Here is a 15,021-nt window from a genome sequence, read left to right on the forward strand (position 1 = left end):
TGAATCGATCCGGGGGGGCTTACTCGTGGTGGCCGAACTGCCGCAGCACGGCGGGGTTCTCGACGGTGGACATGTCCTGCGCGAGCGTTTCTCCCTTCGCGACCGAACGCAGCAGACGCCGCACGACCTTGCCGGAGCGCGTCTTCGGCATGCTGTCGCCGAAGCGGATTTCCTTCGGCTTGGCGATCGGCCCGATTTCCTTGCCGACCCACGCGCGCAGCTGATCGGCGAGCCGCCTTGCTTCCGTGCCTTGCGGGCGTGGGCCCTTGAGCACGACGAACGCGACGATGGCTTCGCCGATGGTCTCGTCGGGCCTGCCGACGACCGCGGCCTCCGCCACCAGCGGATGCGCGGCGAGCGCCGATTCGATTTCCATCGTGCCCATGCGGTGGCCGGACACGTTCAGCACGTCGTCGATGCGGCCGGTGATCGTGAAGTAGCCGGTTTGCGCATCGCGGATCGCGCCGTCGCCGGCCAGATAGAGCTTGCCGCCCAGGTCCGCGGGGTAGTAGCCGCTGCGGAACCGCTGCGGATTGCCCCAGATCGTGCGCAGCATCGACGGCCACGGCTGCTTGATGACCAGCAGACCTGCCTGGCCGTGCGGCAACTCGCAACCGGTTTCGTCGACGATCGCCGCCTCGATGCCAGGCAGCGGCAACGTGCACGATCCCGCGACGAGCGGTGTTGCGCCCGGCAGCGGCGTGATCATGTGGCCGCCCGTTTCGGTTTGCCAGAAGGTGTCGAGCACCGGACAGCGCCCGCCGCCCACTTCGCGCGCAAACCATTCCCACGCGCTCGGATTGATCGGCTCGCCGACGGTGCCGAGCAAACGCAACGAGTCGAGGTCGAAGCGGCGCGGATGCACGCCGCTGTCCGTCTCGGCGGCCTTGATCAGCGAGCGGATCGCGGTGGGCGCCGTATAGAAGATGCTGACCTTGTGCCGCGCGATCATCTCCCAGAACCGTCCCGCGTCCGGCCACGTCGGCACGCCCTCGAAAATCACCTGGGTCGCGCCGACCGCGGTCGGGCCATAGCAGATGTAGCTGTGTCCCGTGATCCAGCCGATGTCGGCCGTGCACCAGTACACGTCGTCCGCGCGGAGGTCGAAGGTCCACTTCATCGTGACGGCGGCCCACAGCAGATAGCCCGCCGTGCTGTGCTGCACGCCCTTCGGCGTGCCGGTCGAACCGGACGTGTACAGCACGAACAGCGGATGCTCGGCACCGACCCATTCGGGCTCGCAGGTGTCGGGTTGGGCCGCTTCGAGTTCGTGCAGCCAGCAGTCGCGCGGTTCGTCCCACAGGATCGAGCCGCCCGTGCGCCGATAGACGATCACGGTATGGATGCCGTCGGTGCCTGCCATTTTCAGCGCTTCGTCGACGACGGATTTCAGCGGCAGGTTCTTGCCGCCGCGCATCTGCTCGTCGGCGGTAATGACGGCGACGGCGCCGACATCGACCATCCGTTCATGCAGCGACTTCGCCGAGAAGCCGCCGAACACGACCGAATGCAGCGCGCCGATGCGCGCGCAGGCCTGCATCGCGACGACGCCTTCGATCGACATCGGCAGATAGATCATCACGCGGTCCCCACACGCGATGCCGCGCGCGCGCAGCGCGTTCGCGAGGCGGCACACGCGCGCATGCAGTTGCCGGTAGGTGATGGTCGTCACGCTGCCGTCGTCGGCCTCGAAAATGATCGCGGTCTTGTTGGCATTGCCGTCGTGCAGATGACGATCGAGGCAGTTGTACGACGCGTTCAACAGACCGTCGTCGAACCATTTGAAGAACGGTGCGTTCGATTCGTCGAGTACCTTGGTGAAGGGCCGGTGCCAGCTCAGATGCTCGCGCGCGAGCCACGCCCAGAAGCCGGTCCGGTCGCTGCGCGCTTCGTTGACGAGCGCTTCGTAGGCGGCCATGCCGTCGATGGCCGTGTCCGTCAGAAGCGGCGGGGCCGCCGTTTCCGGCGCTTGATGGTTGATGGCGACAGTGGACATAGTCTCCTCGCTGGCTTGAATGAGTGATATGGGAAGGGCACACCGCGACTGCCGATATCCAACCATCGGCGGCGCGGCTGCGCGCATGACTCGAACAGTGTTCTGGATGTCGCGACCAGTGTGTGGCGGGAAGCAAGGGGCACGATTGACCCAGATCAAGCGCGGGTGCGGCGCGTGGTCGCGCCGTAGGCCTCTATACTGTGCGTCGTCAAACACGAGGCCCGCCGACGGCGCCTTGCCCGCCGGCTCTCGACATCGGCAGCGCTCGAACCCGCACATCCATGGATACTGATTTGTCGTCGCCGCGCCGCTCACGGCTCACGCGCGTGGTCGAGGTTTTCATCGTCTTTCTGAAACTCGGGCTGACCAGTTTCGGCGGTCCGATCGCTCACATCGGCTACTTCCGGCGCGAGTTCGTCGAGCGGCGCCGCTGGCTCGACGATGAAGCCTTCACCGACCTGATCGGCCTGTGCCAATTTCTGCCGGGACCCGCGAGCAGCCAGGCGGGGTTTTCGATCGGGCTGCTGCGGGCCGGGTGGGGTGGGGGGCTAGCGGCCTGGTGCGGCTTCACGCTGCCGTCGGTACTCGTGATGCTGGCCTTTGCCGCGATCGCGCCGGACCTGGGCGGCGCGCTCGGCACGGGCGTGATTCACGGCCTGAAGCTCGTCGCGGTGGCCGTCGTCGCGCAGGCCGTCTGGGACATGGCGCGGCGTCTGTGTCCGGATCGCCGCCGCGCGGCGATCGCGCTCGCATCGCTCGGATTGCTCAGCGTGCCTGGCACCGTCTACGCCCAACTGATCGTGATCGGCGCCGGCGCCGTGCTCGGTGTCGCGCTGTGCCGGACCACGGCGGTGCAGGCGCCACGCGCCATTGCTCTGCGGGCCGGCGATTTTCAGGTGTCGCGCACGGCAGGCATCGTCGCGCTAGTGGTCTTCTGCGCATTGCTGTTCGCGTTGCCGCTATGGGCGGCAAGCGGGACCTCGCAAGGCATCCGCGTATTCGATGCGTTCTATCGCTCCGGCGCGCTCGTGTTCGGAGGCGGCCACGTGGTGCTGCCGTTGTTGCAGCGGGCAACCGTCGCGACCGGATGGGTCGCGCCCAACGACTTCCTGGCCGGCTATGGCGCGGCCCAGGCCGTACCCGGACCGCTGTTCACGTTCGCGGCGTTTCTCGGCTGGATGATGGCGCTGCCACCCAGACACTGGAGCGGCGCACTGCTGGCGACGGTGGGCATCTTTCTGCCGGGTCTGCTGCTCGTTCTCGCCGCATTGCCGTGGTGGCAGGCGCTGCGCGCGCGTGCGGCGATGGCGGCGGCGCTTGCCGGCGTCAATGCCGCGGTGGTCGGCCTGCTGGCCGCCGCGCTTTATTCGCCGGTGTGGACGAGCGCGGTCCTGTCGGCGACGGATTTCGCCGTGGCGTGCATCGGCTTTTTGCTGTTGCTGCGCTGGAAGGTGCCCCCGCTTGCGGTCGTCGTGCTGTGTGTGGCGGCCGGCGTCGCGCAAACGGTGCTGCACCCGCTCTGACAGGCTGATCGCGCACGCCTTGCACCAGCACTGATCTGCATCAAGGCTGACAGCCGCGGGTCGGTTAGCCTGCAACGATGATCGCGCGGCCTCGGTGCGTTTGCGGCACCACGACGATATCGCGCGAAACCCGACAGGCCGGAAGCCATTCGCGCGATGACGGACCACATGATCGACCACGGCCTCGGCGGCTACGGATTGGGCGGTGCCAGCGCGCACGACGGTCCGCGCGCGGTGCGGGCATGGCGCCACCTGCGCTGGGGGCTGTGCGCGCTGAGCTTTTGCGCGATCCCCGCGTTCTACGTCGAACTGACGGTGCCCACGCCGCTGGCGCTGAGCCTGTCGCGGACACTATACGTCGGCATGTTCGCCGGCTTCGCGTTGTCGTTCACCTGGCTGGCCCATCTGAGCAGACGGCCGAAGACGCTGCTCGCGAACAACTGGCTCGACCTGCTCATCGCATTGGGCGCGGCGCTCAGCACCGGTTTCGGAACGCCGCCGTGGCAGCCCGTCGAATGGCTGCTGCGGCTGTCGTTCATGGGTGTCGTCGCGTTGCGCATCGTGCTGTCGCTGCGCGAATTCGTCACGCCGAACCGGTTGATGTGGCTGCTGCTCGCCGGCGCGCTCGTGCTCGCGATGGCCGGCGCCGGATTTTACTGGCTCGAACCACACGTGCACTCGTACTCCGAAGGGCTGTGGCTTGCGTTCGAAAGCAGCGCGACGGTGGGCTATGGCGACATCGCGCCGACGACGCCCGCATCGCGTGTGTTCGCGGCATTTGTCGTGCTGCTCGGCTACGGCATGTTGTCGCTGGTCTTCGCGAGCATCGCCGCGGCGTTCATCGGCAAGGAAGAGAGGGCGTTGCGACGCGAGATGCATCGGGATATCAAGCATCTGAACGATGAAATCGTGCGCCTGCACGCTGAACTGAAGGCGTTGCGGCAGACGATCGACGCCGCCGCGCGACGCAGCGACGCCGCTGCGGGTTCCGTGACGCGCACGGGCGAATAACCATTCGCGCTGACAGGGCCCCGCGGCAAACGGGGCCACCGCGGGCCGTGCGCGACTCCGCCTTGACGCACGTCAAATCCGCGGTGGATTGCGTGATTAAGCTGGAGACGTCGCGGCGGGTCCGCTACCTCGCCTCCGCCGATGCGGCACTTCATGACCGTGGGGGGCGTCACCATACACATTTCCTTTTCGTCCTGCATGCCCGAATACTGCGCCCGCGATCTGGTGCTGGCGTTTGCGGCGCTCGTCGACGATCGGCCCGTGCAGTGCGCGATCACGGCCGAGGCGCTCGAAGACCATTTCGGCGCGCGCTCGCTGCGGGAAGACGATCTGCTCCAGGCGTTCCTCGCGCACCGTTCCCAGATCGAACAGGCCGCCCGGCGTCTGCTCGACAAGCTCGGCGCCAGGCCCGTGCTGCTGCATAGCGGGTTTTTCAGGTTTTGCGCGTGACGGGTCGGGCGGGCGCGCTTGACGTGGATCAACGACGCGTCGTCGCGGCGGGTGATCCGCCGCGAGCGCTACGCCGGCACCTTCAGCCGCTCGTTCGCGCTCGGCGGCGAGGTCGACGAGGCGAACGCGAAGCCGAGTACAGGGATGGCGTGCTGTCGCTCAGCTTGCCGAAAAAGGCGTCGGGCGATCGCAAGCGGCTGACCATCGACTGGCACGCGAGGATGGCGCGCTGTCACGGGCGCGCCTTTTTGTTGCGGCGAAGGTCCGGCTGAAGCGCGCGCCAGTCTGCAGGAAAGCGCTCGCGCACCTTCGCACCCGAATGGGTGCTCGCGACATTTGACGTACCCAGCCCGCTAGCGGCAGCGGAGCGTACCAGGATCTGCTGAACAACTTCTTCAGGGTATGCCAAGCGCCGCACTAGCGCCACATTCAGTCTTACGATTGTGCAGCCGTGCATGCCACGCTGTCGCTTCTCGTATTCCGCTAAGATCGTGCCGGAACTCACCGCCCTAAAAGACTGCGGCGCCACCTAGGCCCAATCTCAAGCTCAAACACGCAATGGACCGTATCGACGCCATGAAGGTATTCGTCGCCACGCTCGACGAGGGCAGTCTGGCGGGCGCAGGCCGTCGGCTGGGCCGCTCGCCCGCGGCGGTGAGCCGGGCCATCGCGTTTCTGGAGACGCACACGGGCACGCCGCTGCTACACCGCACCACGCGCACGATCCGGCTCAGCGAGGCGGGCGAGCGCTATGCGCTGGCGTGCCGGCGCATCCTCGCGGATCTGGAGGAGGCGGACCTGCTCGCAGCCGACGAGCGCTCCGCGCCGCGCGGACTGCTAGGCGTGACGGCGGCGGTGGCGGTGGGCGAGGAGGTGCTGCGCCCGATTGTCGATTCGTTTCTCGATCGCCATCCCCAGGCGTCGATCCGCCTGCACCTGCTCGACCGGCCCGTGAGCCTCGTCGACGAGGGCATCGACGTGGCGTTGCGCATCGCTCATCTACAGGACTCCACGCTCGTCGCCATTCCGGTGGGCGAGGTGAGGCGGGTGGTGGTCGCTTCGCCCGACTATCTCGCCACGCACCCGGCCATCGATGTCCCCGCCGATCTGGCCAGCCATCCGATCATCTCGATGACGCATTTCGGGCTCGATTCGTGGAGCTTTCCGGCGGCCCGTCTAACGGCGCTGCCGCAGGTCGTCCGGTTCACGCCGCGCTTCATCGTCAACACGATTCGCGCTGCGCTGTCTTCGGCCGTGGCCGGGCATGGCGTCACGCGGCTTTTCTCCTATCACGTGGCCGAGCAGGTCAAGGCCGGCGCGCTGAAAATCGTGCTGCGCGACAGCGAGTATGCGCCGTTGCCCGTCAACCTGGTGACGCCGCACGGGCGCCTTGCGGTGCCGAAGGTGCGCGGTTTCGTCGATTTCGCCACGCCGCTGCTGCGCGAGTATTTCGAGCGGGCTCAGCAAATCACCGACGCCGATCGACGCTGATTCGATCGCCGCGCGGAAGAATGACTTACGCAGTGCGGTGATTCTCCCGAGATGCGAGTCGTTCTAGACTGGCTCCCATATTCATCGGGTGCTTAACAGCACCGGTCCATGGGAGTCGTCATGCAGCAAGCCATTTCGAATCCGGCCACTCCGGCCGGCTACAACGTCTGGCGGGGCACGCTCGCCGGGGCCAGCGCGAGCCTGATCGGCATCGGTCTCGCGCGCTTTGCCTATACGCCGCTTTTGCCGGCTATCATCGGCGCGCACTGGTTTCCCGCCTCGAGCGCGGCCTATCTCGGCGCGGGCGAACCTCGGCGGCTATCTGGCCGGCGCACTGCTGGCGGGCGCGATGGTACGCGTGGCGAAACCCGCCACCGTGCTGCGCGCGATGATGCTGCTCGCGACCATCGCCTTCGTGGCCTGCGCGGTGCCCGTGTCGTTCCTGTGGTTTTTCATCTGGCGCCTGGCCTCGGGGCTCTCGGGCGGCGCGTTGATGGTGCTCGCCGCACCCACGATCCTCGCGCACGTGCCGGCGGCGCGCCGGGGCTTCGCGAGCGGTGGCATCTTCACGGGGATCGGGCTCGGCATCGCGGCCTCGGGCACGATCGTGCCGATTCTGTTGCGTCAGGGGCTCACGTGGACCTGGCTCGGGCTCGCGGCCGTTTCGCTCGCGCTGACCGCCGTCGCGTGGAACGGCTGGCCCGAGCACACCGCACCCGCGCACGCCGCTGCGCGTTCGCGCTTCGAAACAGCGCCGGCCTATCCTCGTGCCGGCCTGCGCGCGCTCTATGCCGAGTATGGTCTGAACGCGGTGGGGCTCGTGCCGCACATGCTGTTCCTCGTCGATTTCGTCGCGCGCGGGCTTGGCCGCGGCGTCGATGCGGGCGCCGAATTCTGGGTGCTGTACGGCCTCGGCGCGATCGTCGGGCCGCTCGCGGCGGGGCATCTCGCCGATCGCGCGGGTTTCGGCCGCGCGCTGCGCGTCGCGTATCTGGTGCAGGCCGTTGCGGTCGCGATTCCCGCCGCGGGCTTGTTCGGGTCGGCGGGGCTGATGGTCTCCGCCTTTGTCGTGGGCGCATTCACGCCGGGTATCGTGCCGCTGGCGCTCGGCCGCGTGAACGAGTTGCTCGCGCACCATCCGTCCGCCGTCAAGGGCGCATGGAGCCGCGCAACGACGAGCTTCGCCGTGATGCAGGCGCTGGCGGCCTACGGTCTTTCGTTCGTGTTCTCTTCAAGCGGCGGCAATTATCTGGTGCTCTACGCGATTGGCGCGGTGGCGCTTCTGCTCGCACTCGCCGTCGATCTGTTTTCCGCACGGAGCGTGAAATGAATGCCACGGTTTCCTCTTCACCGGCGGCGCTCGTGCCGACGCACCTGCAGCGCGACGCGCGGCCACGCGGCTACGCCGAGCGCAACCTCCAGTACTGGCGGCGCAATCTGGTCGTCTGCGTGATCGGCTCGTTCACGACGCTCGTGAGCCTCAGCATGCTGCTGCCGTTCCTGCCGCTTTACGTGCGGCAACTCGGCGTCAGCTCGCCGTCCGCGGTGATCCAGTGGTCGGGCATCGCCTTCGGCGCGACCTTCCTCGGCACCGCTCTTACCGCGCCACTGTGGGGGCGTCTGGCCGACCGTTTCGGCCGCAAACCCATGCTTGTTCGCGCGGCGATCGGTATGGCCCTGGTGATGTCGTTGATCGGCGTGGCGCACAATGTCTACGAACTGGTCGCGCTGCGTCTGATCGCAGGTCTGGTGGGCGGCTATGCATCGGCTTCCACGGTGATGGTGGGCACCCAGGCGCCGCGCGAGCGCGCGGGTTGGGCGCTCGGCATACTTTCGACGGGCGCGCTCGCGGGCAATCTGGTCGGGCCGCTCGTCGGCGGCGTGCTGCCAGACTGGATCGGCATTCGCGGCACGTTCTTCGCGGGCGGCGCGATGATCGCGGCGGCGGCGCTGCTCACCATCTTCGTGGTGAAGGAAGAGTTTCACCCGGATAGCGACGCGAAAGCTCATGCGCGCGGCACCGCCGACGCGCCCGCCCGACGCGCCAATTACGCGGTGGTGGCCGCGCTCCTCGTGACCGCGATGATGGTGCTGCTCGCCAACATGTCGATCGAGCCGATCATCACCGTGTATATCGGCGGCCTTGGCGTGAATGCCACGCATCTTGCGCGCGTGGCCGGCGTGGTTATGGCATGCTCGGCGCTCGGAAGCATGCTGACGGCCGCGCGCCTCGGCGCGCTGGCCGACCGGTTCGGGAGCTGGCGCGTGATCGTTGTCTGCCTCGTGCTCACGGGGCTGGCGATGGTGCCGCAAGCCTTCGTCACGCACTGGTGGCAGCTCGCGGCTTTGCGCGTGCTGATGGGTATGACGCTCGCGGGCCTGTTGCCCTCGATCGGCAAGCTGGCGCGGCAATCGGTGGATGAAAGCAGGACCGGCCGCATGCTCGGTTATCTGCAATCGGCGCAATTCAGCGGCCAGGTGGTGGGACCGGTGATCGGCGGCGTGATCGGCGTTCATCTCGGGCTGCACGCGGTGTTCTTCGTGACCGGCGCGCTGCTGATCGCTTGCGGCGGCCTCGCGGGCTGGGCGCACCGCCGCGCTGGGGCCTGACATGCTGGCAAGCTGGCAGGCACATCGAATCGTTTAACGCATCCGGTGGGAAGGGAACATGAGCACACAAGCGGATAATCGCGCGTTACTGCGCACGCTCGGCATCGACAAGCCGATCATTCAGGCGCCCATGGCCGGCGTCACCACGCCGGCGCTGGCCGCCGCGGTGTCGAACGCGGGCGGCCTCGGCTCGCTCGGCGTTGCCGCGATGAACGCGGAGAACGCGCGCCGCGCGATCCATCAGACTCGCGAGCTAACGACGAAGCCTTTCAACGTCAACGTGTTCTGCCATCGCCCGGCGACACCCGATGCGGCCGTCGAGCGTGCATGGCTCGACTGGCTCGAACCGGTGTTCCGGCAATACGGCGCGACGCCGCCGCAAGCGCTCAGCGAGATCTACACGAGCTTCGTCGTCGACACCGCAATGCAGGCGATGCTGCTCGCGGAGAAGCCGGCCGTCGTGAGCTTCCATTTCGGCTTGCCGCCCGATGCGGTGATCGCGCAACTGAAGCACGCGGGCATCCGTTTGCTGGCGAGCGCGACGAATCTCGACGAAGCGGCGGCGGCCGTCGAGGCGGGTGTCGATGCGATCGTCGCGCAGGGCATCGAAGCGGGCGGTCATCGCGGCGTGTTCGACACGACCGGGCGCGACGAACGCCTCGGCACGTTCGCGCTGACGCGCCTGCTCGCGAGCGAGTTCGACCTGCCCGTGATCGCGGCGGGCGGCATCATGGACGGCGCCGGCATCGCGGCCGCGCTCGCGCTGGGCGCGCAGGCTGCGCAATTGGGCACGGCGTTCGTCGCGTGCCCGGAAACCTCGATCGACGACGGCTATCGCCGCGCGCTGCTCAGCGATGCGGCGCGCTCGACGACGTTCACGTCGGCCATTTCGGGGCGGCTCGCGCGCAGCATCGTCAATCGCTTCACCGCGCTCGGCGAGGACCCGCAAGCCCCGCGCACGCCGTCCTATCCGATCACCTATGACGCGGGCAAGGCGCTCAATGCAGCCGCCAAGGCCAAGGGTGAATTCGGCTACGACGCGCAATGGGCGGGCCAGGCCGCGCCCCTTGCGCGTTCGTTGCCTGCCGGCGAACTGATGGCGCAACTGGAACGCGAAACGCGAGAAAGTATCGAGCGGCTGCAATCGGTGTGGAACTAGCAGTCCAGCTTCAATACCATCGCACAGATGGAACACATCGGCACGCGTGGGGCATGCGCGGGCCGATGTCCGATTAGCTTCCAGCCTCAGTTCCGCACCCATGCATTCGGTCCAGCGCGGCCGCGATCGACGGGTTCTCAAGCCAACAAAACAAAGGCGGACAGGCATGCAACGCAAATTCGACGATCTCCTGCTGGGTAGCATCGAGCTCTTCTGTCTCGCGGCGGAGCTGGGTAGCTTCACGCTGGCGGCCAACGCCGCGAGTGTCACACCGGCGGCGGTGAGCCGCTCGGTGGCGCGGCTCGAGGAACGGCTCGGCGTGCGCCTGTTCGTGCGCACTACACGCCAGATCCGTCTGACCGACGCGGGGCGGCGCTACTTCGAGCAGTGCCGGCAAGCGCTGTCGCAACTGATGGATGCCGAGCGCGAAGTAACGGGCGAGCAGACCACGCCGGCCGGCGTGCTGCGGATCAGCATGCCGACGCCGTATGGGCACTATCGCGTGTTGCCGCTGCTGCCGGCGTTTCGCGAGCGCTATCCGCAAGTCCGGGTCGAGACGCATCTGAGCAACCGCAACATCGATTTCGCGGACGAAGGTTTCGATCTCGCGATACGCGGACGCGCGCCGGCCGATTCAAACCTCGTCGCGCGCAAGCTCGAAGACGCGGAAATGGTCGTGGTGGCGACGCCCGCCTATCTGAAGCGCGCGGGCATGCCGAAAACCGTCGAGGACCTGCGGGCGCACGAGTGCATCCAGTTCGAACTGCCGAGCAGCGGGCGTCATCTCGCCTGGACCTTCGAGGGTTCGCCTGAAGATGGCGACGTGCTGACGCAGGGCAGCTATGGAACCTCGGGCGATGCGCTCGCCGGCGTGACGCTCGCGCGTGCCGGCGCGGGCCTGTTTCAGACGTATCGCTTCGTCGTGGAGGACGACCTGCGCGGAGGTCGGCTCGTGGAGGTGTTGCGCGAAGCGGGCGGACGCACGCGGCCATTCATCCTGCTTTATCCGCACGCGCGCTACCTGACCTCGCGCGTGCGAGCTTTCGTCGAATTTCTCGTCGAGCAGTTGGCCAAACCCGCGACGCCCGCCCCGAGCACGCGCGCGCATTGAGCGGCGCGCGCCGCTTCATCGCATGGCCCGCTCAGTGGCCGGCGCTCTGGCCGCCGTCCACATGCAGGATCTCGCCGGTCACGAACGGCGCCGAGTCGAGATAGAGGATCGCATTCACGATGTCACTCATCTCGCCCATATGACCCACTGGATGCAATGCGCCAAGCGCCGCATGCGTTTCGGGCGCGTGCATCGGTGACTTGATGATGCCGGGCGAAACTGCGTTGGCGCGAATTCCGCGCTTCGCATACTCGATCGCGAGCGAGCGGGTCGCGGCGGCGAGGCCCCCCTTGGTCAGCGAGGTCAGCACGGACGGCACGCCGTCAATCGCGTGATCCACGAGGCTCGTCGTGATGCTGACCACGTGCCCGCGCCCATGCTTCTCCATCTCGGCGATCGCGAGCTGCGTGATGTGGAAGAAGCCCGCGAGATTGATGCCGGTGATCGTCGCGTAATCTTCCGCCGTGTATTGGGTGAACGGCTTGGCCACGAAAATGCCCGCATTGTTGACGAGCGTGTCGACACGACCGAAGCGCGCCACGGCCGTCTCTATCACCCGTCGAGCCGTGTCCGGATCGGCGATGTCACCGGCCACGGTGACGAGGTTGGGATCGTCAGACGGCTTGATGCCGCGCGATGTCGCGACCACGTTATGGCCGAGCTTGCGAAATGCCTTGACGGTTTCGGCGCCGATGCCTTGCGATGCACCGGTGACCACGATGACTTTGGGAGACTGACTCATAGTGAACCTCGAAGTAGGTTGGATCAGCAATCTGTGATCGGACTGATGGCTCCGATCGCTACTAATTTATGAGGTCGTGCTCCGCTTTTGCACACAAGGCGCGGACAAACAGTTGTGAGCCGCAGGAACAAGCGGTGAGTGATGGCGCGTAGCGGCAGTGGTCCTGTTGGTGTCGGCCGGTCTGTCGCGCGCATCCGCGTTCACGATGCCTGCGTTCGCGGGTCGTGATCGAATTCGAGTCTGATGCCGCCCGGCTCGTACACCATCGTGTGGCGTTTGGGCCCGCCGCCGAGGTCTTCGGGCGCGAATTCGACTTTGACGCCCGGCCAGGCGGACACGCGCGCGAAGATGTCCTGCAGTGCTGCCTCGCTGCCCACGCGCAGCGCAAGATGATGCAGTCCGACATGGACCTTGCGATCGAATTCGACGAGGCGGCTTGAATCGGTGACCTGCCAGAGCGTCACCACCACGTGTCCGTCCGACACGAACGCAGCCGGATAGGCAGGCCTCTCTCCCACCTGCTGCCAGCCCAGACACTTCACGAAGAAGTCGCGCGTGAGGTTCAGATCGCGGACGGTGAGTCCGACGTGATCGAGACCCAGCGTAAGCGGTTTGTCAGTCATCCTTCTGTCACTCCTGAAGTGAGAGCGGGCAGCGCCCGAATCCGCGCCGGAAAGATTTTCGCCCCAGGGAATCGCGACAATAGTCGCCGGCAGTTCAATTCAGTTTTTACACCATGTAGCGCATACGGCGAGGAAATCCGCTTGCATCAATCTGCATAGTCAAATATATTAAAGTCAGATATCGAGGAGGCGACCGATGGATGATTCGATCAACGAAGACTTTGAGCGCACGCAGAAGCTGGTGTCCGTGCTGGGTCAGGCGCGTCAGCTGATTGCAAGCGAACTCGAGGCGGGGCTCGCGGATGCAGGACTGAATCTGCAGGAGCGCGGCGTTCTGCTTACGCTAGCGCGCGGGAGAGTGAAAACACCGGCCGCACTGTCGAAATTGGCGGGCGTCCACCCGGCTCGGATGACCCGAGTGCTGGACAAGCTCGAAAACAGCGGACTGATCGAGCGCGCCCGCAACGGCAGGGATCGTCGTCTCGTGGATGTGTCGTTGACGCAGGAAGGGCAGACCGTCGCCGCCCGGAACACACGGGTTATCCAGGGAGCATGGAGCGAGCGGCTTTCGCATTTCTCGAAGTCCGATTTCGACGCGTTGAGCCTGCTGCTTTCAAGACTGCTCGACCGCTGAGGCGGCATTTTTTTAACCATTTATCTGACATTGCAGATAATCGCCCGCGACTGACGGGCGCTTCGAACCGAGACGAGGACGTGACATGAATCCATCGACCAACCTGGGCGCGCCGGCCCAACTGACTGGCGCAAAGTTTGCACTCGGCACGTTTGCGGTGGCGCTCGCCACCTTCATGAATGTGCTGGATTCGTCGATCGCCAACGTCGCGATTCCTACGCTGTCCGGCAACCTCGGTGTGTCGATCGACGAAGGCACATGGGTCATCACGCTGTTTGCCGCGGCCAACGCGGTGTCGATTCCGTTGACAGGGTGGCTCACGCAGCGCATCGGCCAGGTCAGGCTGTTCGTCGGGGCGATCCTGCTGTTCGTGCTGTCATCGGCGGCGTGCGGCCTCGCTCCGAACCTGATGGTGCTGCTCGCCGCCCGTGTCGTGCAGGGCGCGGTGGCAGGGCCGCTGGTGCCGTTGTCGCAGGCCATGCTGCTTGCGTCGTTTCCGAAGGAAAAAAGCTCGAGCGCGCTCGCGCTGTGGGCGATGACGGCGACGGTCGGGCCGATTGCGGGCCCGGCGCTCGGCGGCTGGATCACCGACAGCTACAGCTGGTCGTGGATCTTCTACATCAACGTGCCGGTCGGCCTGTTCGCCGCGGGCGCGATCTGGGCGATCTACCGCGACCGCGAGACGCCGGCCCGCAAGCTCCCGATCGACAAGGTCGGCCTGATCTCGCTGATCGCATGGGTCGCACCGCTGCAGATCATGCTCGACAAGGGCCGCGACCTCGACTGGTTCAGCTCGCCGGTGATCTGGGCGCTGACGATCGTCGCCGTGGTGAGCTTCCTGTTCTTCCTGATCTGGGAATTGACGGAGGAAAAGCCGATCGTCAACCTGCGGCTTTTCGCCAGACGTAACTTCCTCGGCGGCACGATTGCGATTTCGGTCGCCTACGCGATCTTCTTCGCCAACCTCGTGATCCTGCCGCAGTGGATTCAGGGCTTCCTCGGCTACCGAGCGGTGGACGCGGGGCTCGTGACCGCGCCGCTCGGCATTTTCGCCGTGATCCTCGCCCCGGTGATGGGCAAGATCATGCCGCGCTCGGACATGCGAGTGCTTGCCACGCTTGCGTTCGTCGGATTCGCCGGCGTGTTCTTCATGCGCTCGAACTACACGACCAGCGTCGACGCCTGGACGCTCGTGCTGCCCACCTTGCTGCAGGGCATTCCGACCGCGCTGTTCTTCACGCCGCTCACCGCGATCATCCTGTCGGGTCTGAAGCCGGAGGAGATTCCAGCGGCAGCGGGTCTGTCCAACTTCGTGCGCATTTTTGCGGGAGCGGTGGGCACGTCACTGATGAGCACCGCGTGGAACGACCGCACGATTCTGCACCATGCGCGACTTGCCGAACAATCGAGCGTGGACGATCCTGGCTTTACCGGCGCGATCGCGCACCTGCAGGCGGCGCTGGACGCGGGCGTTCCCAAGGCCACGGCCTTTTACGAAGCCTCGCTGAACGCGCAGGCGACGATGCTCGGCCTGAACGACATCTTCTGGATTTCGGCGGTGATCTTTGTCGTCATCATCCCGCTGATCTGGGTGACGAAGCCGGCCAAGGGTGGTGCCGCGGGCGCGGCAGCCGCCGGCGGACATTGAATCCAATTTGGCAACCCGGTTCG

At 66.3% G+C, this 15,021-nt stretch carries 12 protein-coding genes and 2 pseudogenes; 11 read left to right on the forward strand and 3 right to left on the reverse strand.

Annotated features, from left to right (window positions below; translation table 11 throughout):
- Nucleotides 1-19 precede the first annotated feature (19 nt).
- Complete coding sequence (acs, locus tag OKW39_RS01150) at nt 20-1,918, reverse strand: acetate--CoA ligase (protein WP_429563435.1); 1,899 nt, start codon at nt 1,916-1,918, stop codon at nt 20-22.
- A 359-nt stretch (nt 1,919-2,277) separates the two neighbouring features.
- On the opposite strand from acs, the gene chrA reads away from it, so the two are divergent.
- From chrA to OKW39_RS01195, 9 genes and pseudogenes are all read left to right on the forward strand, one after another.
- Nucleotides 2,278-3,519 (forward strand): chromate efflux transporter, encoded by a 1,242-nt coding sequence (gene chrA / locus OKW39_RS01155; RefSeq protein WP_429561856.1) that lies wholly within the window; start codon nt 2,278-2,280, stop codon nt 3,517-3,519.
- Between the two features lie 156 nt (nt 3,520-3,675).
- The gene (locus OKW39_RS01160; RefSeq protein WP_429334665.1) at nt 3,676-4,530 is read left to right on the forward strand and encodes a potassium channel family protein; all 855 of its coding nucleotides are present in this window, start codon (nt 3,676-3,678) and stop codon (nt 4,528-4,530) included.
- Nucleotides 4,531-4,683: 153 nt separating this feature from the next.
- A complete protein-coding gene (locus OKW39_RS01165; RefSeq protein WP_429561857.1) occupies nt 4,684-4,980 on the forward strand; it encodes a DUF1488 domain-containing protein in 297 nt (98 codons plus the stop codon).
- 48 nt (nt 4,981-5,028) lie between these two features.
- Nucleotides 5,029-5,186, forward strand: a pseudogene (locus tag OKW39_RS01170) (Hsp20/alpha crystallin family protein); the annotation flags it as partial.
- Nucleotides 5,187-5,538: 352 nt separating this feature from the next.
- Nucleotides 5,539-6,471 carry a LysR family transcriptional regulator gene (locus OKW39_RS01175; RefSeq protein ID WP_429561858.1) on the forward strand — a complete coding sequence of 311 codons (933 nt, stop codon included), beginning with the start codon at nt 5,539-5,541 and terminating at the stop codon, nt 6,469-6,471.
- Nucleotides 6,472-6,591: 120 nt separating this feature from the next.
- Nucleotides 6,592-7,801: pseudogene (locus tag OKW39_RS01180) on the forward strand (YbfB/YjiJ family MFS transporter).
- Entirely contained in the window at nt 7,798-9,081 is a 1,284-nt protein-coding gene (locus OKW39_RS01185; protein WP_429561859.1) for an MFS transporter, read from the forward strand. Before OKW39_RS01180 ends, OKW39_RS01185 begins: the two are co-directional and overlap by 4 nt.
- Before the next feature lie 58 nt (nt 9,082-9,139).
- Entirely contained in the window at nt 9,140-10,240 is a 1,101-nt protein-coding gene (locus OKW39_RS01190) for an NAD(P)H-dependent flavin oxidoreductase (RefSeq protein WP_090805139.1), read from the forward strand.
- Nucleotides 10,241-10,406: 166 nt separating this feature from the next.
- The gene (locus OKW39_RS01195) at nt 10,407-11,351 is read left to right on the forward strand and encodes a LysR substrate-binding domain-containing protein (RefSeq protein WP_429561860.1); all 945 of its coding nucleotides are present in this window, start codon (nt 10,407-10,409) and stop codon (nt 11,349-11,351) included.
- Between the two features lie 31 nt (nt 11,352-11,382).
- On the opposite strand, the gene OKW39_RS01200 is transcribed toward OKW39_RS01195, so the two are convergent.
- Together OKW39_RS01200 and OKW39_RS01205 are read right to left on the reverse strand one after the other, a co-directional pair.
- Nucleotides 11,383-12,093: an SDR family NAD(P)-dependent oxidoreductase gene (locus OKW39_RS01200; protein ID WP_429334660.1), complete on the reverse strand. Its 711-nt coding sequence runs from the start codon at nt 12,091-12,093 to the stop codon at nt 11,383-11,385.
- Between the two features lie 200 nt (nt 12,094-12,293).
- A complete protein-coding gene (locus tag OKW39_RS01205) occupies nt 12,294-12,716 on the reverse strand; it encodes a VOC family protein (RefSeq protein ID WP_429334659.1) in 423 nt (140 codons plus the stop codon).
- A 196-nt stretch (nt 12,717-12,912) separates the two neighbouring features.
- Between OKW39_RS01205 and OKW39_RS01210 the strand changes: the two genes are divergently transcribed.
- Nucleotides 12,913-13,350, forward strand: coding sequence for a MarR family winged helix-turn-helix transcriptional regulator (locus tag OKW39_RS01210; RefSeq protein ID WP_184043427.1), 438 nt, complete (start codon nt 12,913-12,915; stop codon nt 13,348-13,350).
- A gap of 85 nt (nt 13,351-13,435) precedes the next feature.
- Nucleotides 13,436-14,998 carry a DHA2 family efflux MFS transporter permease subunit gene (locus OKW39_RS01215; RefSeq protein WP_429361034.1) on the forward strand — a complete coding sequence of 521 codons (1,563 nt, stop codon included), beginning with the start codon at nt 13,436-13,438 and terminating at the stop codon, nt 14,996-14,998.
- Nucleotides 14,999-15,021: the final 23 nt, after the last annotated feature.

Source organism: Paraburkholderia sp. MM6662-R1, assembly GCF_050436245.1.
GTDB lineage: Bacteria > Pseudomonadota > Gammaproteobacteria > Burkholderiales > Burkholderiaceae > Paraburkholderia > Paraburkholderia tuberum.